The sequence below is a fragment of the Pseudomonas sp. C321 genome (assembly GCF_055407105.1).
This window is the reverse complement of the sequence record NZ_JBUZRB010000008.1, coordinates 134,656-156,936: the sequence shown is the minus strand read 5'-3', so window position 1 is coordinate 156,936 and position 22,281 is coordinate 134,656. Positions and strand designations below refer to the sequence as shown.

Annotated in this window: 22 protein-coding genes; 6 read left to right on the top strand and 16 right to left on the bottom strand. The window is 53.1% G+C overall.

Features of this window, described 5'->3' with window-relative positions; genetic code table 11:
* A partial coding sequence (locus tag ACZRJ6_RS22140) for an Ig-like domain-containing protein (RefSeq protein ID WP_463970106.1) occupies nt 1–1,977 on the bottom strand: 1,977 nt, incomplete at its 3' end.
* A 255-nt stretch (nt 1,978–2,232) separates the two neighbouring features.
* Nucleotides 2,233–2,904 carry a LuxR C-terminal-related transcriptional regulator gene (locus ACZRJ6_RS22135; protein ID WP_463970105.1) on the bottom strand — a complete coding sequence of 224 codons (672 nt, stop codon included), beginning with the start codon at nt 2,902–2,904 and terminating at the stop codon, nt 2,233–2,235.
* Between the two features lie 441 nt (nt 2,905–3,345).
* On the opposite strand from ACZRJ6_RS22135, the gene ACZRJ6_RS22130 reads away from it, so the two are divergent.
* From ACZRJ6_RS22130 to ACZRJ6_RS22115, 4 genes are all read left to right on the top strand, one after another.
* Nucleotides 3,346–3,936 carry a fimbrial protein gene (locus ACZRJ6_RS22130; protein WP_463970104.1) on the top strand — a complete coding sequence of 197 codons (591 nt, stop codon included), beginning with the start codon at nt 3,346–3,348 and terminating at the stop codon, nt 3,934–3,936.
* Between the two features lie 65 nt (nt 3,937–4,001).
* Nucleotides 4,002–4,754, top strand: a complete 753-nt coding sequence (locus tag ACZRJ6_RS22125; protein WP_463970103.1) for a fimbrial biogenesis chaperone — start codon at nt 4,002–4,004, stop codon at nt 4,752–4,754.
* A gap of 88 nt (nt 4,755–4,842) precedes the next feature.
* Nucleotides 4,843–7,419, top strand: coding sequence for a fimbria/pilus outer membrane usher protein (locus ACZRJ6_RS22120; protein ID WP_463970102.1), 2,577 nt, complete (start codon nt 4,843–4,845; stop codon nt 7,417–7,419).
* 266 nt (nt 7,420–7,685) lie between these two features.
* On the top strand, nt 7,686–8,510 hold the full coding sequence (locus ACZRJ6_RS22115; protein ID WP_463970101.1) for a fimbrial protein: 825 nt from the start codon (nt 7,686–7,688) through the stop codon (nt 8,508–8,510).
* Between the two features lie 1,240 nt (nt 8,511–9,750).
* Here the strand turns inward: ACZRJ6_RS22115 and ACZRJ6_RS22110 are convergent.
* The 4 genes from ACZRJ6_RS22110 to namA all read right to left on the bottom strand — a co-directional run bounded on the left by ACZRJ6_RS22110 (nt 9,751) and on the right by namA (nt 13,015).
* Complete coding sequence (locus ACZRJ6_RS22110; RefSeq protein ID WP_463970112.1) at nt 9,751–10,134, bottom strand: nuclear transport factor 2 family protein; 384 nt, start codon at nt 10,132–10,134, stop codon at nt 9,751–9,753.
* A gap of 286 nt (nt 10,135–10,420) precedes the next feature.
* A complete protein-coding gene (locus tag ACZRJ6_RS22105) occupies nt 10,421–11,440 on the bottom strand; it encodes an alpha/beta hydrolase (protein ID WP_463970100.1) in 1,020 nt (339 codons plus the stop codon).
* Between the two features lie 90 nt (nt 11,441–11,530).
* Entirely contained in the window at nt 11,531–11,914 is a 384-nt protein-coding gene (locus ACZRJ6_RS22100) for a nuclear transport factor 2 family protein (protein ID WP_463970099.1), read from the bottom strand.
* Between the two features lie 60 nt (nt 11,915–11,974).
* A complete protein-coding gene (namA, locus tag ACZRJ6_RS22095) occupies nt 11,975–13,015 on the bottom strand; it encodes an NADPH dehydrogenase NamA (RefSeq protein WP_463970098.1) in 1,041 nt (346 codons plus the stop codon).
* Between the two features lie 112 nt (nt 13,016–13,127).
* Here namA and ACZRJ6_RS22090 point away from each other — a divergent pair, with 112 nt between their 5' ends.
* The gene (locus ACZRJ6_RS22090; protein ID WP_463970097.1) at nt 13,128–13,523 is read left to right on the top strand and encodes a winged helix-turn-helix transcriptional regulator; all 396 of its coding nucleotides are present in this window, start codon (nt 13,128–13,130) and stop codon (nt 13,521–13,523) included.
* Nucleotides 13,524–13,966: 443 nt separating this feature from the next.
* On the opposite strand, the gene ACZRJ6_RS22085 is transcribed toward ACZRJ6_RS22090, so the two are convergent.
* From ACZRJ6_RS22085 to ACZRJ6_RS22040, 10 genes are all read right to left on the bottom strand, one after another.
* Complete coding sequence (locus ACZRJ6_RS22085) at nt 13,967–14,407, bottom strand: SRPBCC family protein (protein ID WP_463970096.1); 441 nt, start codon at nt 14,405–14,407, stop codon at nt 13,967–13,969.
* A gap of 49 nt (nt 14,408–14,456) precedes the next feature.
* Nucleotides 14,457–15,086 (bottom strand): Rossmann-fold NAD(P)-binding domain-containing protein, encoded by a 630-nt coding sequence (locus ACZRJ6_RS22080; protein ID WP_463970095.1) that lies wholly within the window; start codon nt 15,084–15,086, stop codon nt 14,457–14,459.
* Nucleotides 15,083–15,751: an NAD(P)-binding oxidoreductase gene (locus tag ACZRJ6_RS22075; RefSeq protein ID WP_463970094.1), complete on the bottom strand. Its 669-nt coding sequence runs from the start codon at nt 15,749–15,751 to the stop codon at nt 15,083–15,085. Before ACZRJ6_RS22075 ends, ACZRJ6_RS22080 begins: the two co-directional genes overlap by 4 nt.
* Before the next feature lie 69 nt (nt 15,752–15,820).
* Nucleotides 15,821–16,207, bottom strand: coding sequence for a nuclear transport factor 2 family protein (locus tag ACZRJ6_RS22070; protein ID WP_463970093.1), 387 nt, complete (start codon nt 16,205–16,207; stop codon nt 15,821–15,823).
* Between the two features lie 59 nt (nt 16,208–16,266).
* Nucleotides 16,267–16,647: a nuclear transport factor 2 family protein gene (locus ACZRJ6_RS22065; protein WP_463970092.1), complete on the bottom strand. Its 381-nt coding sequence runs from the start codon at nt 16,645–16,647 to the stop codon at nt 16,267–16,269.
* A 72-nt stretch (nt 16,648–16,719) separates the two neighbouring features.
* Nucleotides 16,720–17,463: an SDR family oxidoreductase gene (locus tag ACZRJ6_RS22060; RefSeq protein WP_463970091.1), complete on the bottom strand. Its 744-nt coding sequence runs from the start codon at nt 17,461–17,463 to the stop codon at nt 16,720–16,722.
* Nucleotides 17,464–17,542: 79 nt separating this feature from the next.
* The gene (locus ACZRJ6_RS22055; RefSeq protein ID WP_463970090.1) at nt 17,543–18,649 is read right to left on the bottom strand and encodes an alkene reductase; all 1,107 of its coding nucleotides are present in this window, start codon (nt 18,647–18,649) and stop codon (nt 17,543–17,545) included.
* A 56-nt stretch (nt 18,650–18,705) separates the two neighbouring features.
* Complete coding sequence (locus tag ACZRJ6_RS22050) at nt 18,706–19,287, bottom strand: TetR/AcrR family transcriptional regulator (RefSeq protein WP_463970089.1); 582 nt, start codon at nt 19,285–19,287, stop codon at nt 18,706–18,708.
* Nucleotides 19,288–19,397: 110 nt separating this feature from the next.
* Nucleotides 19,398–20,657 carry a cation:dicarboxylate symporter family transporter gene (locus tag ACZRJ6_RS22045; RefSeq protein ID WP_463970088.1) on the bottom strand — a complete coding sequence of 420 codons (1,260 nt, stop codon included), beginning with the start codon at nt 20,655–20,657 and terminating at the stop codon, nt 19,398–19,400.
* 113 nt (nt 20,658–20,770) lie between these two features.
* Nucleotides 20,771–21,196, bottom strand: a complete 426-nt coding sequence (locus ACZRJ6_RS22040; protein ID WP_463970111.1) for a VOC family protein — start codon at nt 21,194–21,196, stop codon at nt 20,771–20,773.
* A 154-nt stretch (nt 21,197–21,350) separates the two neighbouring features.
* Here ACZRJ6_RS22040 and ACZRJ6_RS22035 point away from each other — a divergent pair, with 154 nt between their 5' ends.
* Nucleotides 21,351–22,229 carry a LysR family transcriptional regulator gene (locus tag ACZRJ6_RS22035; RefSeq protein WP_463970087.1) on the top strand — a complete coding sequence of 293 codons (879 nt, stop codon included), beginning with the start codon at nt 21,351–21,353 and terminating at the stop codon, nt 22,227–22,229.
* The last annotated feature ends 52 nt before the right edge of the window (nt 22,230–22,281 follow it).

The window sequence follows — 22,281 nt, the reverse complement described above, 5'->3', positions numbered from 1 at the left end:
CGCACTGCCGATTTCAACACCTTTGTCATAGATGACGACGGTGCTGTTGGCTTCCGCTTGACCGCTGAGGGTTGGCTTGCTGTCGTCGGTGGTAGCGCCAGGTTTCAGGTTGCCCTGCACATCGCCCACATCGTCGAAGACCGATTCGATGCTTGGCTTGGTTGGCACAACGGTATCGACAACAACGACAAAAGGATCAGACTCTTCAGAACTGTTCCCGGCCGGGTCGGTAATCACCACGGTGAAACCGTGCTCACCGTCTACCAGCGCTGCTTCAGGTGTGAAAGTCCACTGTCCCTTGTCGTCGACAACCACTTCACCGATGACCTGACCGTTATCCTTGATGATCACCGTCGCGCCCGGCTCACTGGAACCGCCCAGGGTAGGCTTGTTGTCGTCAGTGGTTTCGCCGTTTTTAATCGGGCCCACAATCAGTCCGATATCGTCGATGGCACTTTCCACACCTGGATTGACCGGTGCGGTGGTATCAACGTTGATGACCCACGGGTCAGACGGCAGGGAACTGTTGCCCGCAGGGTCAGTGATGACCACAGTCAGGTCATGCTTGCCTTCAGTCAGTTCGGTACCCGGAGTAAACGTCCACTCGCCTTTTTCGTCTACTACAACCTTGCCAATCAGGTTGCCGTTGTCGATGAGGCTGACGGTGTCACCCGGCTCGCCTTTGCCAATCAGCGTCGGGGTGGTGTCATCGGTCACGCCACCGTTGATGATCGAACCCTGAATCGAGCCTTCGTTGTCCACTACATCGCCAATACCGTGCCCTTCACCGCCAAGGTCTGGCTTTTGGGGGGCTACAGTATCGATTGTTATGGCATAAGGCGGGGACATAAGACCGATATTGCCCGCGGCATCTGTAGCACGGGCAGTAAATACGTACTCACCGTCAGCCAGGGCTGTTGGTGTGAACTGCCAGTTCCCCTTTGCGTCAGCCACGGCAGTACCCAGCAACTGGCCGTGGTTGTAGATCGACACCAGGCTGCCAGCTTCGGCGCGACCATTGAGGGTCGGCGTCGTGTCGTCCGTTTCGCCATCGTGGGCAATCACGCCTACTTGCTCACCGGCGTCGTCAGTGATGCTGTCGATCTGCACTTGTGCGGGCGCTTTGGTATCCACTACCAGCTCAAAACCGTCCGAAGGCTCGCCGCCCTTTTCCGGGACGATCACAATCACGTGCTGGCCTTCTCCGAGCGGCGGCTCAGGCGTGAACTCCCAATTGCCTTTCTCGTCTACAACGATCTTGCCGATTTCTTCCCCGTTATCAGTGACTTTCAGCTCGGAGCCCGGAGTGCCGGTGCCGGTAAACGTGGGCGTAGTGTCATCGGTAACATCGCCAGGCAAGAGGATGCCCTGTTTATCGCCGACGTTATCGGTCACCGCACCAATTTCAGGTTGCTTATGAGGCGCGGGAATGACTTCAGGTGCAGGGGCAGGTTTACTGGAGCCGTTGTCTTCACGAACAGCTGCAACACCCAAACCTGCCAGGGCCAGCGCCCCCAAACCCAGCACACTCGGCCACAAGATACCCGAGCCCGCCAACGCCACCAGGTCATGACCGAAGCCGTTGACCGCCTCTACGCCCAGCACCTGAGGCGAAGACACATCATCCATCAAGAAGGCGACTTCGTGATCGTGTTCTGCATCAGAGGCTACGTAAGGGTAATAGCTGCCATCCTCAGCCATACCTACAACCTGACCAGGCGTGTCGTAGAAGCCTTCGATAATCAGTTGGGGCTGATCCAGATTAGTGCCCTCCAGACTGATGTGCAGATCTTTGCCAACGCGCTTGACTGTAACGTTTTCCGGAGCGAAGCCTTTTTCGCCTTCGGCGAGAATGTACTTGCCACCCTCAATAGCTTTGATTCGCAGCGGCTCGCCGTTCTTTGAGGCTCGAAGCTCCTGCGCCTTAATAATTGTCTTGCCATCTACCACTGCAATGCTGACTGCACTAGAAGTCACGTGCTTTACCTTCATTTCGTCGGTTGTTCTTTATGACGCGATTGCGACATGCCTTTAAACCAACCAGAACCCCCTGTTCGCCAACAGAGTTCTTGGGATAAAGGAGTATTATTTAAACCAGACGCTAAGTGATATGAGACATGTCCCAATCACTTAGTCCAAAGGACGAAAGTCAGCCGCAACTGTCTCGACAGATTGCAGGAAATTTAAGAGTAGAGAGGAGATGCAAGGACCGTTATCCAGTCCTCAGGAGATTCAAATGCCTCGCGAGGAAAAACATTTGAAGAAATCGAGGTCAGTCTTCAACCCCAGCTTTCGATACGCCGACTGTTTCTGCGCACTGATTGTTTTAACGCTGCGTGCAGAGCCGATTGCAATTTGTGTCACCGTCAAACCGCTGGCACATAAGCGCAGGACTTCTCGCTCTCGAATCGACAGCATTGCACTGTCGATCAAAGAATGCATCAACACTGTATCCCCCTGCGAGGGAACACGTTTTTGAGAGTCGAAGACGTGTTTTGAGGTCAACTTGGAGTTGGAGCAAAAATACAACTCTCCAACTGCCAGAGTACGAATCGCGTCTACATAATCGGCGAGCGGCTGGGACTTATGCAACACTCCGTGAGCTCCTGCCGCCAGAAACATCACTGCTGCTGCCAAATGAGGCCGCTCCAACACCACCAGGAACTTTAGGCGCGGGTGCTGGATACCCAGGCTTCTGATTAATTTCACGCAGTCATTACCCCCTGGAAGATGCCCTATCAACAGCACATCCCAACTGTTCATGCGCGCATCACGCAAGGCTTTGGCGGCACTACCATAGGAACCTGACACGGTGATATCCGGCTGCTTGAACAGATGTATGATCAAGCCATAACGTATGATTTCGTGCCTGTCCAGCACACCCACCCGAATAGGGTTAAACATGGTAACGCCCCATCTCTTGTCGACCGAAACGCCCACTTCAAGGGCATGAACAGATGCTGGAAAAACCAATTAATACGAATTGAACCGGCCCAAAGCCTGACTTCCAAAAAGTTCTATTTGTATGCGCATTACATACTTTATTGCCTGTGTGCGGCACTCAATAAGATAGCGACTGCGTGCGCGCGGAACCCCAAGACTTGTCTCAAAAAAAAGAAAATGGTTAAAAAACGCCTACAACCGTCCATTGACAATCGGCGAACCTCAACGACGCCCGAACGCCCGAGAACAACCTGAAGCCTTCTCAGCGCGCATGCTAGTGATCGAAAAACCGTACTCAACAGTAAAACCGTTTGAGACAAGTCTTAAAGACCGGGCTTAATCTCAGCCCTACCATTGCCTCCGAAGTTTAGTCAATACGCCCACAAACTCTTAGGTATCAATATGAAAAAGTTTTCCATCACGCTGCTCACCCTTTCGCTGCTGAGCGCCTCAGCAACTATCCTCGCCGCACCCGTCAAGGGCGGGAGTGGCCAAATCAACTTTACCGGAATTATCAACAACGACGCATGCACAGTTGATGGCAGCACCGGTAAAGACAAAGTGATCTCGATCGACATGGGTAACGTTGCGATCAAGGACATGGGCAGCGAAGCATCCCCTAATAGCGGGCGCTTGGGTGCGAACAACTTCAACCTCACAGTGAATTGCAACGAAGGCACCAAGGTTTCAATGGTCTTCAAGCCAAGCCTTAACGGTGGCTCAGGCCTGGTAGAAGGAACGAAAGTTCTAAGATTGCAAGGTACAGACTCCGCCAAAGGTGTAGGTATTGCTCTGCTTGATGATAACGGTGCGCTGATTGACTTGACCTCGGACACCACGGCAAAAATTGAAACAGGCCTGAGCGGCGACCAAATCGCCGGTGGCGACGGTACTCTTTCGTTTGCGGCCGCTTATGTCACCACTGGCGATCCGAAATCCGCCACTGCCGGTTCGGGTAATGCGACGCTTCCATTCGTACTTCAATACGAGTAACCCGCCATACAGGTGAAGCTCTCGAGTTTCACCTTTTTTGATTCAAGATACATGGGATTAATTACATGTTGCGGCACGCTATTCTTTTTCCACTGAGCGTACTGGGTCTTCTTGCATCCTTTCAGGTGTTCGCCAGTATTTCATTAAGTTCAACTCGCGTTATATTTGACGGCGCTCGCAAAGAAGCAAACGTTACCGTGCGAAACGGAGCGCAGAAAGTACTGGTTCAATCATGGATTGACGGTGACGACACGGTAAAAAAATCACTTCCTTTTGCAGTTACGCCGCCGTTGGTCCGTGTAGAAGCCAATGAGCGACAACTGTTACGCATTCTTTACGAAGGCGGCGGTATGCCCTCCGACAAAGAATCTGTACTTTGGCTGAATGTTCAGGAAATACCGCAGGCAAGTGCTGCCGATGCCAACACCTTACAGTTGGCCGTACGTCAGAGGATCAAAGTATTTTTTCGACCCGTCGGTTTACCAGGCGAAGCAGCGCAAGCGCCGGAACACTTGATCTGGCAGCTGGAAAGTGTTGCAGAGCAAAGTGTATTGAAGGTCAAGAACCCTAGCGCTTATCACGTGTCGATGGCTGATCTGAAAATGGGTAATTCGCAGAATTTCGAACTTGTCGTCGACTCCACCATGATTGCACCCGGTGAAGAGCGGATATTCAAGCTTAAAGCCAAGAACACCACCCAGCCAGTATCACTATGGTTTTCAAGCATCAACGATTACGGCGCATTGCAAAAATTTGAAACCACGCTCTCCGAACGCACGCCGATTCCGGCACGAGCAAAAGAAGTTTCCGAAAACTAACTGCCTATTTCCAGGCAGACCATTTCGATCCTTTCTATTCGACCCTACTTTAATAGTTTCAATGACTATGACGGCATAGGCTATCTGCATGTTTTTCTCCAATATCCATATAAATGATATTTGCGTAGACAAACTCGCTCAGCCGCGCGTACGTAAAAAAAAACAGGCACTACTTCTGCACCCCCTGTGCCTGGCGATAAATTTAACAGTGTCGAGCTCAGTTCTCGGAGCCGAAAAAAACACTCAGGATTCAGAAGAATTCAACACCGCCTTTCTACAGGGAGGGTCCTCGGTGGATGTCCAGATGCTGTTAAGTGCGAACCGGGTACTACCGGGTAATTACCGTGTGGACCTCTACAGTAACGAAACATTGGTGGGTCGCAGGGATATCGAATTCAAACACAACACGCTAACTAACAAGGTCGAGCCCTGCCTGACGCTGGACCTGATCCAACAACTCGGCGTCGACTTACAAAAGCTGCAGGACCAGGGTTTAGTCAGTCCCGAATCGCCAGAGGTCTTTTATGACCTTCCGGCCATGATCGATCAGGCCACGTTGCGCTATGACTCCAGCCGCATGCGGCTATACGTCAACGTGCCGCAAGTCGCAATGACTCGCGCCATCCGCGGCTACGTCGACCCGGCACTGTGGGACGAAGGCGTTGCAGTCGGATTTATCAACTATCAGTTCAGCACCAACCGCAACATTACTGATAACGGCACCCAGGTAGCCAACAACCTTGGCCTGCGCGGTGGTATCAACCTGGGCGCGTGGCGGCTGCGTAATGAATCGAACTTCAGTAGCAGGACCGGGAGCCCGAACAAGTTCGCCAGTAATCGAACCTATGTGCAACATGACGTTACTGCGCTCAAGGGGCAATTCAGCGTAGGTGAAATCCAGTCTGACCCCGAGCTGTTCAACAGCGTGCGCTACCAGGGTGTAAAACTGGCCTCCGACGAAGGCATGCAAGCAGACAGCGAGCGCGGATACGCCCCCATCATTCGTGGCGTAGCCGAATCGAATGCCACGGTCGAAATTCGCCAGGACGATTACATTCTTTACACCACTACGGTTCCACCAGGCCCGTTCGAGATCAACGACATCTACCCAACCGGGTCCAACGGTGATCTGGACATAATCATTATCGAAGCTGACGGTCGCCGCAAAGTCAGCAGGCAATCTTTCTCCGCCTTGCCCACCATGGTTCGAGAAGGCCAGTTGAAATACAGCGCGTCGGCGGGCAAGTACGCCAGCAACAACCAAACGCTCGCCTCGCCCGCCTTCGCCAGCATGACAGTCGCTTATGGCTTGAGCAGTACTTTGACGGGTATCGCGGGAGTGCAAACCAGCGAAAACTTTCAGGCACTCTCTGTCGGTGCGGCTAAAAATACCGCGATGGGTGCGGTGTCGGTGGACGTCACGCAATCCTCAAGCGCTACCCAAGGCAAAAGCACCAAGGGCACTAGCGTGAGGGCGCTGTATGCAAAAACATTTACGGGTACCGATACCAACTTCACCTTGGCTGCCTACCGTTACTCGACCGAGGGCTATCGCAGCTTCAATGATCATGTTCAAGACCTCAGCGATGATGTTCGGCAGCGCAGTGGCCACTCGAAAACCCGTACCGACCTCACCATCAATCAGACACTCGGTGGCGCCCGCCAATATGGCTCGCTCTACTTGAACGCCAGTGATCAGCGCTACTGGGATCGCGGTGGATCGCGCAGCGTATCCGGTGGTTACAGCAACAACTGGAGGGACCTCAATTACAACGTGAGCCTGACTAAAAGCGAGGAACTCAGCGCGCGTGGCACAACAAGCGCAGATACCCAGATCAGCCTTTCGATGTCCTTCCCGTTAGGCCCCCGTCCACGGTCACCGCGAGCCTTTGTTTCGACCAGCCGCGACAACAGCGGCACTACCACACAAATGGGGATAAACGGCTATCTGTCTGACAACGGTGACACTTTCTACTCTGTGCAGACGGGTGACAGCAGCAACGGCGATCGTTCAGGTTCACTCAGCGTGAACACCCGTACATCGGTGGCAGATATCGGCATGGGCTACAGCAAAGGACAGGGTTATGACTCCCAAAATCTGAACGCTTCCGGTGCCATAGTGGCCCATGCCGGCGGGGTGAATTTTGGGCAAACGGTAGGCGAAACCTTTGCGCTGGTGGAGGTCCCGGGGATTTCAAAAGTAGAGGTCAACAACTACGCAGGAATCACTACCGGCTCCAACGGGTACGCTGTCATCCCAAACGCTCAACCGTATCGCGTCAATTGGCTGGGTCTGGATACCCGCAACCTTGGCGGTGACGTTGAACTCGACAGTGCCACTCAACAGTTCGTACCGCGACGCGGTGCCGTCGTGGTGGCACGATTCGAGGGTCGAAAAGGCCGTCGTGTACAGTTCGAATTGACCGATGCCCAGAACCAGTCGATCCCGTTTGGTGCCTCGCTGGAAGATAATAATGGTAAACAACTGTCGATTTCAGACCCTTCCGGCAACGCCTTGGCCATGGTGGAAAATGACACCGGCAAGTTAACTATCAAATGGCAAGGCAAGCAGTGCCAGGCAAATTACTCGCTTCCGGAAAATGAAAAAAAGTTGAACTATGAGCGTTACAAACTGATGTGCCTTCCAGACGAAAACGATGACTAAAGCGACGCTCGCGGGCTCATAACATCTTGATGATTCCAAGTAATATTTCGTGAGACTTCGGCAATCGAAGTCTGATCCAGAACTCCTTCGCAAGCCAAGGGTACTTTATGTCGCACTCTAACTCGAGAGCCAAAAAACTAATAACTTTATCCGTCCTGCTGCTCGCTTTAAACAGCACCCATTCATTTGCTGCGTGTTACTTCAACCAGGGAAATTTCCCTAACGGCCCTACCGACGTTCTGCTTCGAGGGCCTGGCGTTACCAGCATGCCAGCCGATTTGGAAAACGACAGTCTGATTTATCAATCCAGCGCAACAGCACGACCAAACAATAATATTACGTGCGAGGAAAAAAATCTTGCGGGTTTAGTCCCTGAGCCCCATCTGGGCGCCCCAATGGTGAACAGTTACACATTTCCGATAAAAGACACCGGGGTTGCAATCGAAATTCTCGATACCATCAATGGAACTTCAAGACCCCTGAAATTGTATGGAGAAGAAACGGTAGGCAAAGGAAATGTCTTGGGTTCGAGTACGGGCCCGTTCATTATAAGATTTGTTAAAATAGGAAAAATCAAGCACGGCACTACCGTTGGCCCGTTTAAAATTGGAAGCTATAAATTCGGGAAACTGATCACTCACAACTTCACGCTTTCCGGTAATCTGACGATTTCAGCGGCGTCCTGTAAAACACCTGATGTCTCGGTGAATATGGGGGATTATGTCGCAAGTGAAATCACGGGCACCCTTGGTGAAACGAACCCGGTCAACTTCAATATTGAGCTGAATGAGTGCCAGGAAGGCATCTCCAAAGTCACTTATTCGTTGCTCGCTAACACACCGGTTATCGACCCGACGGCCGGCCTGGTCTCTTTAGACGGAACCTCCACCGCTAAAGGTGTTGGTTTGCGTATTATGGACGGTAACGGAACACCGTTAACGCTGGATAAATTTTATCCGGTTGATTCCTATGACACGAACGGCGGAAATTTCAAGATCCCGCTAAGTGCTACCTATGTAAGGCTTCAGGATAAAGAGCTTAGCGTAGGCACGGCCAATACTGCCCTTACCTTCACGATGAATTATTTATGAACTTATAGATAGGCAGGCCGATGGTAGATTAGTAAAAATGGCCGTCTTGAGGGCCATTTTTGAGACGCATCCTAAAGCTCTTCCGGTATAAAATGCTTACGATTATCCCGCCCGCCCAGCCTAACGATTTAAAAATGGGGGACTCATGGAGGGGACCAGGCTGGGCGGACTTTTTTTTGGACTTGTCAGTACCTGATAGCGCAGAATCCCATGCAGTGCTCTGTTAGTTAGAGCCTGCAGTGTTCACACGTATTAAAAATAAATCCTGAAATCCGCTCCATATTCTAAATTATTACTAAAACTTATAAAGCAAAAGCATCCGTCTACGCTCATCTATCGCAATGAAGATGGCCACCTTGCACCATTTCTGAATGGCGTCAGATTCTGAGTTACCACGCACAAAAATCTTTTTATCGCCAATATCCGCACACGCACGAAAGGATCTCCCTGCTCCTCAACCCCAGGGACTCACCCTAGTCATCACTGGAGGAGTAACCGCCATAGATCGGGCCAACCAAGACGAGCAGGAAAATAGCGCCCATGAACCTAAATCGATGAACAAGCGCATTCATTTTGAGCTATTGAGCCAAGTGAAGTGGGCTTGTGAGCGGCTTATGAACATATGACATCGCCCCCCTGTTAAATCAAGTATTACTCTATGGTCGCGCATATGTTATGCGGTACCTAAAAACCAGAGATTCAGATTTAAAAACCGTTACGTGATAAATCAACGTGTTGCGAGGTGAAATTTCGTTGCTCCCTCAGGATGTACCCGTTCGAAGCTTCCGTTATTCAGACTTTAAAAGCGGACTACTAGCTAGGCCATAACTCCTCACATACATTCTAGTACGGCCTGGAGCAGCCCAATGTCTATTTGCGTCACCCAGTCCTAATGCTAGCTCCCAGCGGATGGGGAGCCAGCGTTAACTCCGGGTTACCTGCCAATGTGCATCTGAGGACGATGCTCGCAAGGTGGTGGTTTTGACCCTGCCGGCTTCCATCTTCACGCCTGCGCTCTCCGCTTGGCTGATCATGCCCCGGTGCTGGTAGTCAGAGGATGGAGTTCAGGATGACGCCGGTCTGGAACATCATCGCCCTGCCCTAGTTTCTAATCCTCCACAATCCTCGACTCAATTGCTGGTAATGCTCATGGGCTTTAAGCACGCGGCTCAGCTAACAAGCACGGGGTATTCAAGGTAAGGGCAGAGGCCGATGCGGCCTGTACTGTTCGGATGGATAATTAAGACGCTACATGCGTGTGGAAGATCTTGCTTACTACAGTCCACTTCCCTTCGACTTTCAGCAAATGGAAGAAGTCGGTGAAGAAGATACCTGACATGTCGTTAGCGTCGATGCGAGCGCTAGCCGCAGTACCGACGATCTCGATACGAACGATAGCCGCCTGTGCGCCAGGAGATGGGCGGAAATCCTTGTCGATCCCATCGAACAGGATTGGAATCGCACCGCCTGCCAGCTTGCCATCGGCGCCGACGCTGTACATCGTCGCATGTTCGTTGAAAGCGGGTTTCATGATACTGCTCTTGGCCTGCTTGCAACCCTCAATATACTTGTTAAGCACCTCGGTGATAGCTTGGTATTCTTCTACGTACGTAGGTTTGCTCACTGTTTTACTACTGATTACTTGTTGGGCGCTCGGTAAGTTCTCTGCTTGAGCAATCGTGCCCAAGCTCGAAATTACTGCAACAAAAAACAAATTTTTGATAAAAGTAATTTTCATTTAGTCGCTCTTAATAAGTTTGGAAATTACTGATTTATACTCAACTGCAAAAAGCACAGCAGACGTTCCGAAAACTTCGGTGCTGCTGTAGCAGCGCAATGAAATGAACGCTGTGTTTTCAATAATCAATCCCGCAGTTTCACCGTGACCTGCGGGTTCTTTGTTCTTGAAATTACTTGTTCAGGTTGGTCTTGAGTTCTTGAGATGCCTGCGCGATCGCGCTGCGGGGCGCCGGCAGATGGCTGAACGCGTTCGACAGCCCAAAATCGTGAATCATTCCGTTGTAGCGCACCGACTTCACATGTACACCTGCAGCGTCGAGCTTTCGGCCGTAGGCTTCAGCTTCATCGCGCAGTACATCGAATTCGGCGGTCTGGATCAGGGTCGGCGGCAAGCCCTTCAACTGCTCAACCGTCGCCTGCAGCGGTGAAGCGTAAATCTGCTTACGTGCTTCGGCGTCGGGCGTGTAATTGTCCCAGAACCACACCATCAAGTTCTTCGTCAGGAAGTAACCGTTGGCAAACTCTTTGTAGGACGGCGTGTCGAAGTTCGCATCCGTCACCGGACAAAGCAACACTTGCGAGCGCAGTGCTGGTTCACCCTTCTCGTTCGCCATCAAGGCAACCACGGCCGCGATGTTCCCGCCTGCGCTGTTGCCAGCTACGGCGAGGCGCTTGCCGTCTACCTTGATCTCTTTGCCATGCTCGGCCACCCATTTTGTCGCTGCATAGGCTTGCTGGATGGCGACGCCGTATCCCGCCTCAGGCGAGAGGGTGTAGTTGACGAAGACCGCCACCGCACCCGAGCCTACCACCAGGTCACGCACCAGCCGTTCGTGGGTCGGGAAGTCTCCCAAGACCCAGCCGCCTCCGTGGAAGTACATGAACGCAGGTAGCGTCTTCTGTTCGCTGCCGACCGGGCGAACGATGGTCAGCTTCAGGTCGCTGCCATTGACACTGATTATCTTCTCGCTGACGACAGCTGCCGGCAAGGCCACTTGCGGGGCAGCCTGGGCAGCCACCAGCGCAGCGCGGGCATCGACCGGCGTCATGGAATCCAGTGTCTTGCCGCCTTCGAGGGATTTTAAGAATTCTGCCGTGTTGTGTTCAACGCTCCGCTGGTCGGCTGCAAGTGCATCACCATGCGACAGAGTCACGACGGAAAGGGCGAAAGCGGAGGTGATGGTTTTCATGATCTTTCCTTTGTATTGCTTGGGTGTGTGCATTATTAAATTAGGCGTGCTGCGAAGCCTCATCTGCCCCTTCTCAAGGATGGCAGAGGTTCAAGGGGCGACGTGGGTGTGGAAGATCTTGCTGATTACCGTCCACTGACCTTCGACTTTCAGCAAATGGAAGAAGTCGGTGAAGGAGATACCTGACATGTCGTTAGCGTCGATGCGAGCGCTAGCCGCTGTACCGACGATCTCGATGCGGACGATGGCTGCCGGAGCGTCAGGAGATGGGCGGAAACCCTTGTCAATCCCTTCGAACAGAATTGGAATCGCGCCGCCTGACAGCTTGCCTTCGCCATCAACGCTAAACATCGTTGCTTGCTCACTGAAAGCTGGCTTCATGACGCTACTTTTGGCCTGCTTGCATCCCTCAATGTACTTGTTCAGTACCTCGGTAATAGCTTGGTACTCTTGTACGTAAGTAGGTTTGCTCATGGTTTTACTCCTGCCTCGTTGGATTGCATTGATTACTGATTTGATTAATGCAGAAAAGCTTCAGGCTTTGGTATCAAGCCAGACAGATCCATAACGTGTGTAGGCCTCAGGAATCTCTATGACCTCCCTCAGATCATCTGCTGCGGTGCGCACCCAGAATGGATCTCGCAGCATTTGGCGACCCACGAACACTAGATCAGCTCGGCCGTTTTGCAAAATTTCTTCAGCCTGACGCCCACTCTGAATCACACCCACAGCACCAGTAGCAATATGCAGCTCCTTACGCAGTAATTCGGCGGCAGGTACTTGGTAACCCGGGTAGGTCTGCACCTTGACCATCTTGATTCCGCCGGAGCTGCAGTCGATCAGGTCAACACCCTGCTCTTTCATCCAGCGACCATATTCAAGGAACGACTCAGGCGTGTTTCCGCCATCGGCGTAATCAGAGCTGGATATCCGTACGAACAGAGGACGATCACCCCAATGATTTTTTACCTCCTCCAACACCTCGCGCAGGAAGCGATAGCGACGCTTGGCATCACCGCCGTATTCATCGTCGCGGGTGTTAGCCAGCGGCGAGAGAAATTCACTCAACAAGTAACCGTGCGCGGCATGGATCTCGAGTACATCGAATCCAGCGTCGCTGGCACGCCGTGCGGCATCGCCGTAAAGCTTAACCAAACCCGGAATTTCATCCGCCGCGAGTTCGCGAGGAACAGGGCTGGTTTCCGTGAACGGAATCGCCGATGGCGCGATGTGAATGAGATTGGGCAGGTCAGCATTGCGCCCCGCATGGCCGATCTGAGCGCCGGCTTTTGCACCAAAACTGTGAAGCAGTTCAGTTAGCGCTTTCAAGCCGACAACGTGTTCATCGCTCCAAATACCGAGGTCACCGGCTCCGATACGACCGTCAGCCTGAATAGCCAACGTTTCGGGAAAAATCAGCGCCGCCTGACCCAGAGCACGAGCTCCATAATGAACGCGGTGCCATTCAGTGACAAAGCCATCATCCGCTGCCATGTGCATGCACATAGGGGACATAACAACGCGATTTTTCAGTTTAAGGCCTTTAATTTCATGGGGCGAAAGCAGCAAGCTCATCAAGCGGATTCCATAGTGGTTAATATGGAATCATGCTAACTTACGCAGCACTTACGTGTAAGTACGCACAATTATGTGCTGTAGGCACACTTTTTATACCATGGTGATAATAGTGAAAAAATGTAGCCCTCAGGATGAAGTTGAGGCCTTCGCTTGTCCCGTGGCGTTTACTGTCGATGTCATTGGTGGAAAATGGAAATCGCTCATACTCTTTCACCTGATGTCAGGAACGAAGCGCTTCAACGAACTGCGACGCCTAATACCAGATATCACTCAGAGGATGCTGACACTCCAACTGAGAGAGCTGGAGGTTGATGGGATTATTCATCGCGAAATCTATCGCGAGGTGCCGCCAAAGGTGGAGTATTCGCTGACAGAATTAGGTAGCTCTCTCGCGCCTTTGGTGAGTGCCATGCGGGAATGGGGAGCTGTGCATGAGCGTAAAATTTTGGAACTCAGGCGCTCTGCGGTGCCGATAAGCTCGGTCGCCTCCTGTTCCAGCAGTTGATCTCGCGCGAGCGTCGGGCCTTAGCGCAGCCTTAGCCTTGATACGCCCTGGCGTGATCGGCGACCATCGCAACGAGTTCCGTCTCGCCAAGCGATTGCTGGTCGAAGGGCCTCTGCTGCCCAAGCGATGGCGGCTTAACCCGGCGCCCTACATACCAGGCGTTGCTTTATGTGACCCTAACGCCCCAGCCCGGCGTGCATCCCTGCCAGCCGAACGACTGGCCTGAGTTTTTAATCCTCGTACTGACGTTACGCAGGCTACGGCCCGCCAGAGTTCCAGCAATGCACTTGGTTAAATAAAACACCCTGATCGAAACTCGGATATTCAGCGATGGCCGCATTAAGTCAACTTAGCTGAATGTCATCAGCTTCCAAGGGCCCTTTTGCATTCAAGTTTAGAATGCTTGCCTAGCCAGGACTGGACGTGTCAATTCGTTTAAATCTTTAATGCCGGATTAGAAACAACTGAAGACTATTGTGGCCATCCACGATCAGCCCTCGTATGAGTTCCTGGTAGTGGTCTGCTGTATTTAAATCTTGCAGGTCAAAGCTTGCAGACCAATTGATGAACGTCTTGGACTGTCCCGTAAGTGAGACCAATTTCACAGCGGCGAGATAGTTATCTAATGGTAACGGGGACTCCTCGAAGCGATAGCACAACGTTAGATTGCGATCATCCACCGTTAACAAACGCTCCCTGACAACCGCACCATCGGCCAGTGTGAGCTTGCGAACACAACCAACCAATCCGTCAGGCTGGTTATCCTCAATACTGCTTTCGACTATAGAGGGATGCCATTTATGAATCTCTCCAAATTTTTTCAACACGCTCCAGGCGTGTCCTGTATCGCTGTCCAAGACAGCGGAAAACTCAACCATCGGCATCGTGTATCTCCCTTCAAATGATCTATTTGTGAAAACAGCTAACTCCGGCTCAAATGCAGCGCTCGGAGGTGATGATGTGAACACCCTGTCTGCGCTCAAGGGCTGATTCGAGCAACACCTGGGCGATTCGCGGCGCGGGGTTAAGTTGCCAGCGAACGGGTAACAATCTCCCCACCAGGCCCAGTACCACTACCAGTGCTCGCTCACCCAACCGCAGTTCGTCGCGCGCCCCACTGATGACGCCGGGCCTCACATAGGTGAGTGATTCAAAACCAAGCCCTGTAAGAGATGTCTCCAACTCGCCCTTTACCCGGTTGTAGAAAAAGCTCGAGCTTGGGTTCGCTCCGGTGGCCGAATTGAGAACGTATGCTGAGGTGCCATTCATCCTGGCCAAGCGCGCCACACCCAACGGGTACTCGTAATCAACAAGTCGAAAACTGTCTTTCGATCCAGCGCGCCGCATCGTCGTACCCAATGTGCAAATCACGGCATCCGCCCGCCACCAGTCGACTGTTTCCGGTAGATTGTCGAAGTCTGTTAGAGGCGCATGTAACTTGGGATGTGCAGCAAGCGCACAGCGAGTCGGTGCAACCACCTGACTGATTCGTGGATCATCGAGCGCCTGTTTCAGTACCTCGCGCCCATCAAGACCGGTAGCGCCAACCAATACCAACTTCATTGCGAGCAACGCCCACGACCAAGCCTGCGAACCGCGTCGGAGACTGGCGTATCACCCTGAGTGAGTTCGATAATGACCCGGCTCACCTTGGGCTGATCGATCAACTCGGCAAGTGTCGCTGCCACGTCATCTCTTGAAACTTCACCGTAAGGAATAGCGACGTCAGCACGGATTTTCCCAGTGCCGGTGTCATCCAGAAGTGTTCCTGGGCGCACAATCACCCAATCCAAACCCGTCCCCACCAAGTGAGCATCAGCTCGTTTTTTCACGGCAATGTAATTTTCGAAACTTTCGGATACCGGGGTACCACGCAGCGCATCGGGGAAGGCCGAGACCAGAATGAAACGCCGGACACCTGCTTGAATGGTTGCGGCCACTGCCAACTCCAATCCTCGTCCATCAATCGCATTGGTCAGATCCATACCTGCGCCGCCTGCACCTGCAGTGAAGACAACGGCATCACTGCTCGACATAAGCTGCGCCATTTGCCCTGACTTAAGCTCCAACAAATTGCCTTCGATGGGCGTCGCTCCCAAATCCGCAAGCTCACTCCCCTGCTCCGGGTTCCGATGCAGTGCGATCGCTTCGTGACCTCGCCCGACGAGTTGCTTAACCAATCGCCGCCCCACTTTGCCAGCGGCGCCGATGATGAAAACCTTACTCATGATCGCTTCTCCATTTGACGATAAACGAGCTCCGATCCCGGCATTGATTCAATCGGGATCGGTGAACGCTCAACCTTCGAACTGGTGATAAACCTTGGCGATGACCTTCCAGGTGCCGCCGATATTGATCAGGGTCAGGTAGTCGTTGTAGTTGGCACCGATCGCATCCTTTTCCATATCGACACGCACCACGGCTGTTGTGGGTGTGATCGCCAGTATGTCGAGCCGAGTCGAAATTTCTGGGGCGCTGCCGTTCTTCTGAACGAAATCAAACAGATTCTTGATCGGGCCGCCAAGCAGTTCACCATTTGTGAAACCGTACATCACGGCGTCTTTATGGAAAGCTTGAGCAACCCCTTCTGCACTGCCCACACGCAGACCTTCAACGTACTGATTGGCGGTAGCGATGACAGCGTTGTACTCGGAAGTCGGTACTGCCTTGATGTTCTTTGACATGGTTCTCTCCTTTCAAAAAGGGCGAGGTACAACACACCTCGCCAGAGGCGCTTGAGTGCTCAAACGCTCGAATGGGTGTGGTAAATCTTGCTGACGATCGTCCACTTGCCTTCTACCTTCAGCAGGTTGAAGAAGTCGGTGAAGCAAAATCCCGAAACGTTGTCGGTATCGACCCGTGCACTGGCGGCAGTGCCCACGATGTCGATGCGAACGATCGCGGCTTTGGCTTCGGGAGATGGACGAAACACGTTGTCGATGACGTCGTACAGATTCTGGATCGCGCCGCCGACGAGCTTGTCGCCATCGACCCCAAACATGGTCGCTTGCTCGTTGAAAGCGGGCTTCATCAAAGCGCTGTCAGCCTTGGCACCACCGTCGTTGTATTGGCTAAGCACGTCGACGATCGCGTTGTATTCCTGGACGTAAGTTGGATTGCTCATGATGGACTCCTGATTGAAAAATTTCCGATTGCCCATCAGGTCTGGATGGGCGCGGGCATGGCCCACCAACGATCACCAATCCTGGCGTGTCGGCGAGATGATTAGATCGTTGACGGTGACGTTTTCCGGTTGGTTGAGCGCGTAAATCACAGCACGGGCGATATCGTCAGGCGCAATGGCAATCCGGTTCAGCTCCTGAGCAGCCTTGCGCCCTTCAGGATCGCTGACCTTGTCCGCCCAGCCGGTGTTGATGACGCCGGGACTGACGGTGTTGACGCGGATGCCGTGCTGTACGCCCAACTCCTTGCGCATGGACTCGGTCATGGCCTGGACGAAAAACTTGGTAGCGCTGTAAACACCCGCCGCCGGCCCAACCTGGTGACCTGCGACAGAGTCCATGTTGAGAATCTGCCCGGACTTCTGTTCCAACATGAACGGCAGTACCGCAGCAGTAGCGTTGAGATAGCCCTTGATGTTTACATCGATCATCTTTTCCCAATCCTGCACGGCCAAATCGACCCAGTTGGAAAAGAGCATGAGACCGGCGTTGTTGACCAGGATGTCCACAGCGCCGTAGGTGTCTTGTGCAAACTTTGCGAGAGCTTTGGTTTGATCCAGATGGGTAACGTCTGTGGTGAAGGCGACCACGTCGCTCCCGGCCTCACGCAGCTCCGCAACAAACGCTTCCAACCCGTTCTGATCGAGTGCTGCTGCCACGACGCGGACGCCCTGTGCGGCCAATGCGCGGGTGGTGGCAGCACCAATGCCGGAAGATGCGCCAGTGACGATGGCAACCTTGTTTTGCAGATAATTCATACTTGAGTGCCTCTTTTGCGGCGAAATGCTTTCGCGCCGGAGTCTCCCCGCGCCGAGCTGACGCGAGGGGAACTGTTCATTAGTTGGAGTTGGCCGTTGGCCAATCGATGTAGCCCTTGGCGCCTCCGCCGTAGTAACTCTCGCGCGGAGCGATGGTCAGCTCGACACCGCGACGCAGGCGCTCTACCAGGTCGGGGTTAGCAATGAACAAACGACCAAACGCCACGGCATCAATCCGCCCTTGCGCCCTGCGCTCCAGCGCCATTTCCAGGTCATAGTTGTTGTTGCCAATGTACGGCCCTTCGAACTGCGCACTCAGCGCGTCCAGATCCACCCCCTCGGGAACGGTACGAGAGGTGGCGGTGGCGCCTTCAACGAAATGCAGGTAGGCCAAGTTGAATCTGTTCAGTTGCTGAATGAGGTGACCGTAGGTCGCCATGACGTTGCTGTCTGGAGGCGTGTTACCTGCATCAGGGGTTACTGGTGAAAGGCGGATACCGACCCGGTCACTGCCCCAAATCGCTACCACTGCTTCGGTGACTTCAAGTGTCAGTCGTGTCCGGTTCTCGATGGAGCCGCCGTACTGGTCAGTTCGCTGATTGGTGGAATCACGCAGGAACTGGTCGAGCAGATAGCTGTTGGCAGAATGGACTTCCACACCGTCAAAACCGGCTCGCTTGGCATTTTCTGCCGCATGCCTGTACTGCTCGATGATCCCCGGGATCTCTGAAGTCTCAAGCGCCCGAGGCATGGACACTTCGACCATGCCATTGTTGGTATAGGTGGTACCTTCGGCCTTGATTGCCGAGGGCGCCACCGGCGCTTCGCCGTTTGGCTGCAACTCGACGCTGGAGAAGCGACCTACGTGCCATAGTTGACTGACGATCTTGCCGCCTGCAGCGTGTACCGCGTCAGTGACTTTTTTCCAGCCTGCCACCTGCTCTTCCGACCAGATACCAGGCGTCATGGCATAGCCACGCCCCTGAGCAGAAATGTTCGTGGCCTCGGCGATGATCAGGCCTGCGCCTGCACGCTGGGCGTAGTAAGTGGCGTGCATTTCATTCGGCACGCCGTCCTCCGACATCCGGCTGCGTGTCACGGGAGCCATGACAATACGGTTGGCCAGCTGCAAGGCGCCCATCTGCATGGGCGAAAAAAGGTCGGTGTTATGACTGTTATAAATCATGTTGAATACCTCAATTATTAGACCGGTCGTCTAGTAATTTGGTTAAAAAAACGCCCCTAGACCAGCAGGCGTTTACTTGTGATCAGTGCGGTTTCAAAGGGAGCCGTGGTCTTCTTGACCTTGACCAACAGCGAGGCGCCAAGCCATAGCTGATAAAGCGATTCGGCTAATATCGCCGCGTCCTGAGTCTGCGATACGGAACCATCGGCCATGCCCTGCTCGACGCAACGCATGATCCGCTGAATGATCAGCGCGGTACCTTCTTCCAGCACCGTGCGCATATCTTCTGACAAGTCGCAGACTTCAGCGCCCAGTTTCACCACTAGGCATTTCTCCTCTGGATGATCGAACGCTTGCGTTTTTGCCCAGTAGTGCAGATAGCCGAGCAACCGCTCCGCTCCGGTTCCTTCTGCGGCCATGACTATATCGACGCGCCCGATGTACTCCTGAAAATATTCTTCGAGCAGTGCTTGGCCGAATTCTTCTTTCGAGCGGAAGTAGTGATAGAACGACCCTTTGGGTACGCCAGCGGTTGTCAGCACTTCCGACAGCCCCACGGCGGTGTACCCCTTGTTGGTCATCAGCGACTTGGCCACATCGATGATGTGCTGTCGCATGTCTTGGATAGGTTTCTTCATAGGGAAGGCAGCCTACACAAAACTAGACCGGTCGTCTATAAACCCCTGCCTGCATCTGATGAACCGACTCAGCCGTTAGCGTTTCCTGTCGGACGCCTTCCCGCGGATTGCTATGCTTTTTGCACTACCTGATTGACTCGTGAAGGCTCAAGGGCCGCCCTCTCCCACTTGGCGATTACCAAGGGGGCGATGGCATTACCCAGCACGTTCAGCGTGGTGGTTCCGCTATCGATAATCCTGAAGATCCCCGCGATAAGCGCCACCCCTTCCAATGGAAGGCCGGCAGAAGCCAACGTCGCAGACAAGATAATGATGGCGAATCCAGGCACCCCTGCAGCACCTTTGGAAGTCAGCACCATCGTGACCACCAGCAAGATCTGCTGAGACAACGACAGATCAATTCCATAAAGCTGAGCGACAAAAATCGTCGCAACGCCCAGGAAAATCGATGCACCATCCAGATTGAACGCATACCCCACCGGCACCACAAAACTGACGATCCTACGCGGTACACCGTAGCTCTCCAATCGCGTCATCAACTGCGGCATGACGGCGGCTGACGCGGCACTCGAAAATGCCAGAATCAACTCATTGCGAAAGTAGCGGATCAACTTGAAAATGTTTTCGCCAATCAAGTAGCAAATACCGCCGAGTATCACCAACGCGAAAACAATCAGCGCCAGATAAACCACCCCGATCAACTTGAGCAACGGCAGCAACGAGGCGAAACCAAACGTCGCCACGGTCGCGCCGATCATCCCAAACACACCGATCGGCGCGTAAGCCATGACGATTGAGACGACCTTGAACATCGCATCGGAAAGGCTCTGAACCAGCGCGATGAAAGGTGCGCTTTTGTCCTTCGGCAGAGCGTTCAATGCCATGCCTAACAGCACGGCGAAAAACAGCACGGACAGCAACTTCGCTTCTGACATAGCAACCAACACATTGTCAGGGACGATGTTCTGCAAGATGACCAATGCGCCTTTGGACGGCTCCAGAGTGATCGCTGCAGTACCGTGCGAAATACCGGAAATGTCGGTGCCCGTACCCGGCTCGAAAACGTTGGCGAAACACAAGCCGATGACAATGGCCAAGGCCGTAATCGCAAAAAAGTAGCCCAGCGACTTTATCCCCATACGGCCAAACGACTTGTTATCGCCACCGCCTGCAATGCCCAGGATCATGCAACAGAACACGATAGGTACAACCACCATCTTCATCATCTTGATAAAGATGTCACCGAGCGGTTTGAGGATCTCCGCACTCACCCATGTCTGATAGTGCGGATGCGTATTGAAGTACCAACCTACAAGCACGCCAAGCAACAGCCCGGCAACGATTTGCCACACCAAGGGAATACGTTTCATGTCTAGCCTTCTTGTTGGAATGAAAGGTCTGCGTCTATTCGCAGCTGCTAGAGTCATGAGCTTCCAGCTCACTTGAGATCAAATGGCACAACGCGGTTGTGCCATGGGTGTTGTTACTTGGCGAAGAGCTGGCTCATATCCTTGAAAGCCTTGAACTCAAGAGCGTTGCCGCACGGATCAAAGAGAAACATGGTGGCTTGCTCGCCCACTTGGCCTTTGAATCGAATGTACGGTTCAATCACGAATTCGGTACCAAACGACTTCAGACGCTCGGCCAGTGCCTCCCACTGTTCCCAACCTAAAATGATGCCGAAGTGCGGAACAGGAACATCGTGTCCGTCGACCGGGTTGCTATGGAAGCTTTCCTGCGAAGCGGTTTTTGGATGTCCGTGAATCACCAGTTGGTGACCATAAAAATCGAAATCGACCCATTGCGTGCTGGAGCGCCCTTCTTCAAGACCCAAGACCTCACCGTAAAAGGTGCGCGCCGCAGCCAGGTTGTAAACAGGGATCGCAAGGTGGAATGGCGAGAGGCTCATCAGAACTCCAAATATTTTTTGTTGGTTGGCAAACATTTCCACCGTCATTGGCTCTCTGGATTCAGCCGTTGCCGAGGATGGGAAACATCGTAGGACGGAAAACCGAACATAAAAATCAATATATATTTCTTAGAAACACAATTAATATTTGTGAATGATCAAAGAACTGAAGACACTCATTGCTGTGGCGCGGGAAGGCACATTCGCCGCTGCCGGCAACAAGATCGGCCTGACTCAGGCCGCCGTGAGCGCGCAAATCCAGCGCCTGGAAACCGAGCTCGGTTTTGAAATTTTCGACAGGAAAGGACGCTCAGCCCATCTCAACAAAATGGGTCATCAGATACTTCTGCAGGCGCAGGAGCTGCTCAGGCTTTACGACAATCTTGGCTCCACTACGCTGGGCGAACCTCCCAGCGTGCTGGTCAACATCGGTGCGATCGCATCCGTGCAGCGTTCCTATTTGCCCGATGCGCTGGCGAAGTTTCACCAACAGTGTCCGCAGTGCCGCACACGTGTCATCCCCGGGCTTTCAATGGAGATGGTGAACCTCGTAGACGCGGGCGAAATCGACATGGCCGTCATCATTCGCCCGCCCTTCTCCCTTCAAAGTGACCTGCGCTGGACGACGTTGGCGCTAGAGCCCTACCGACTGATCGTGCCACGCGAGCTGGAAGGAGAAGACTGGTCGGAACTGCTGTCCAGCCAGCCATTCATTCGATATGACCGATCATCCTTCGGCGGCAGGCAGGTCGATCGTTTCCTGCGACAGATGCATTTCACATTGCGGGAGGTTTGCGAACTGGATGAACTGGAGGCCATCATCAAGCTGGTTGAAAATGGTTTAGGCATAGCGCTGGTGCCACAGACGGAAACCCATCAGCAATGGCCCGCTGGTGTACGAGCGCTCGATTTGGGACAACACACCTTTCACCGTGATATCGGGCTGGTACATCGGTCTCGGCAGAGTTTTACGGAGCCTGTGCGAATTTTGGCTCAGCTTATAAGTGACCAGGTAACAACAGTTTCTGAATAACAGCCTCCAAGCAAAAAGGGCCTAATAGGGCCCTTTTGTGCTCAAACCAAAA

What these genes read in the sequence shown, in the direction of transcription:
- ACZRJ6_RS22135 (WP_463970105.1), bottom strand. Translation starts at nt 2,904, where the DNA reads ATGTTTAACCCTATTCGGGTGGGTGTGCTGGACAGGCACGAAATCATA.
- ACZRJ6_RS22130 (WP_463970104.1), top strand. Translation starts at nt 3,346, where the DNA reads ATGAAAAAGTTTTCCATCACGCTGCTCACCCTTTCGCTGCTGAGCGCC.
- ACZRJ6_RS22125 (WP_463970103.1), top strand. Translation starts at nt 4,002, where the DNA reads ATGTTGCGGCACGCTATTCTTTTTCCACTGAGCGTACTGGGTCTTCTT.
- ACZRJ6_RS22120 (WP_463970102.1), top strand. Translation starts at nt 4,843, where the DNA reads ATGTTTTTCTCCAATATCCATATAAATGATATTTGCGTAGACAAACTC.
- ACZRJ6_RS22115 (WP_463970101.1), top strand. Translation starts at nt 7,686, where the DNA reads ATGCCAGCCGATTTGGAAAACGACAGTCTGATTTATCAATCCAGCGCA.
- ACZRJ6_RS22105 (WP_463970100.1), bottom strand. Translation starts at nt 11,440, where the DNA reads ATGAAAACCATCACCTCCGCTTTCGCCCTTTCCGTCGTGACTCTGTCG.
- ACZRJ6_RS22100 (WP_463970099.1), bottom strand. Translation starts at nt 11,914, where the DNA reads ATGAGCAAACCTACTTACGTACAAGAGTACCAAGCTATTACCGAGGTA.
- namA (WP_463970098.1), bottom strand. Translation starts at nt 13,015, where the DNA reads ATGAGCTTGCTGCTTTCGCCCCATGAAATTAAAGGCCTTAAACTGAAA.
- ACZRJ6_RS22085 (WP_463970096.1), bottom strand. Translation starts at nt 14,407, where the DNA reads ATGCCGATGGTTGAGTTTTCCGCTGTCTTGGACAGCGATACAGGACAC.
- ACZRJ6_RS22080 (WP_463970095.1), bottom strand. Translation starts at nt 15,086, where the DNA reads ATGAAGTTGGTATTGGTTGGCGCTACCGGTCTTGATGGGCGCGAGGTA.
- ACZRJ6_RS22075 (WP_463970094.1), bottom strand. Translation starts at nt 15,751, where the DNA reads ATGAGTAAGGTTTTCATCATCGGCGCCGCTGGCAAAGTGGGGCGGCGA.
- ACZRJ6_RS22070 (WP_463970093.1), bottom strand. Translation starts at nt 16,207, where the DNA reads ATGTCAAAGAACATCAAGGCAGTACCGACTTCCGAGTACAACGCTGTC.
- ACZRJ6_RS22065 (WP_463970092.1), bottom strand. Translation starts at nt 16,647, where the DNA reads ATGAGCAATCCAACTTACGTCCAGGAATACAACGCGATCGTCGACGTG.
- ACZRJ6_RS22060 (WP_463970091.1), bottom strand. Translation starts at nt 17,463, where the DNA reads ATGAATTATCTGCAAAACAAGGTTGCCATCGTCACTGGCGCATCTTCC.
- ACZRJ6_RS22055 (WP_463970090.1), bottom strand. Translation starts at nt 18,649, where the DNA reads ATGATTTATAACAGTCATAACACCGACCTTTTTTCGCCCATGCAGATG.
- ACZRJ6_RS22050 (WP_463970089.1), bottom strand. Translation starts at nt 19,287, where the DNA reads ATGAAGAAACCTATCCAAGACATGCGACAGCACATCATCGATGTGGCC.
- ACZRJ6_RS22045 (WP_463970088.1), bottom strand. Translation starts at nt 20,657, where the DNA reads ATGAAACGTATTCCCTTGGTGTGGCAAATCGTTGCCGGGCTGTTGCTT.
- ACZRJ6_RS22040 (WP_463970111.1), bottom strand. Translation starts at nt 21,196, where the DNA reads ATGAGCCTCTCGCCATTCCACCTTGCGATCCCTGTTTACAACCTGGCT.
- ACZRJ6_RS22035 (WP_463970087.1), top strand. Translation starts at nt 21,351, where the DNA reads ATGATCAAAGAACTGAAGACACTCATTGCTGTGGCGCGGGAAGGCACA.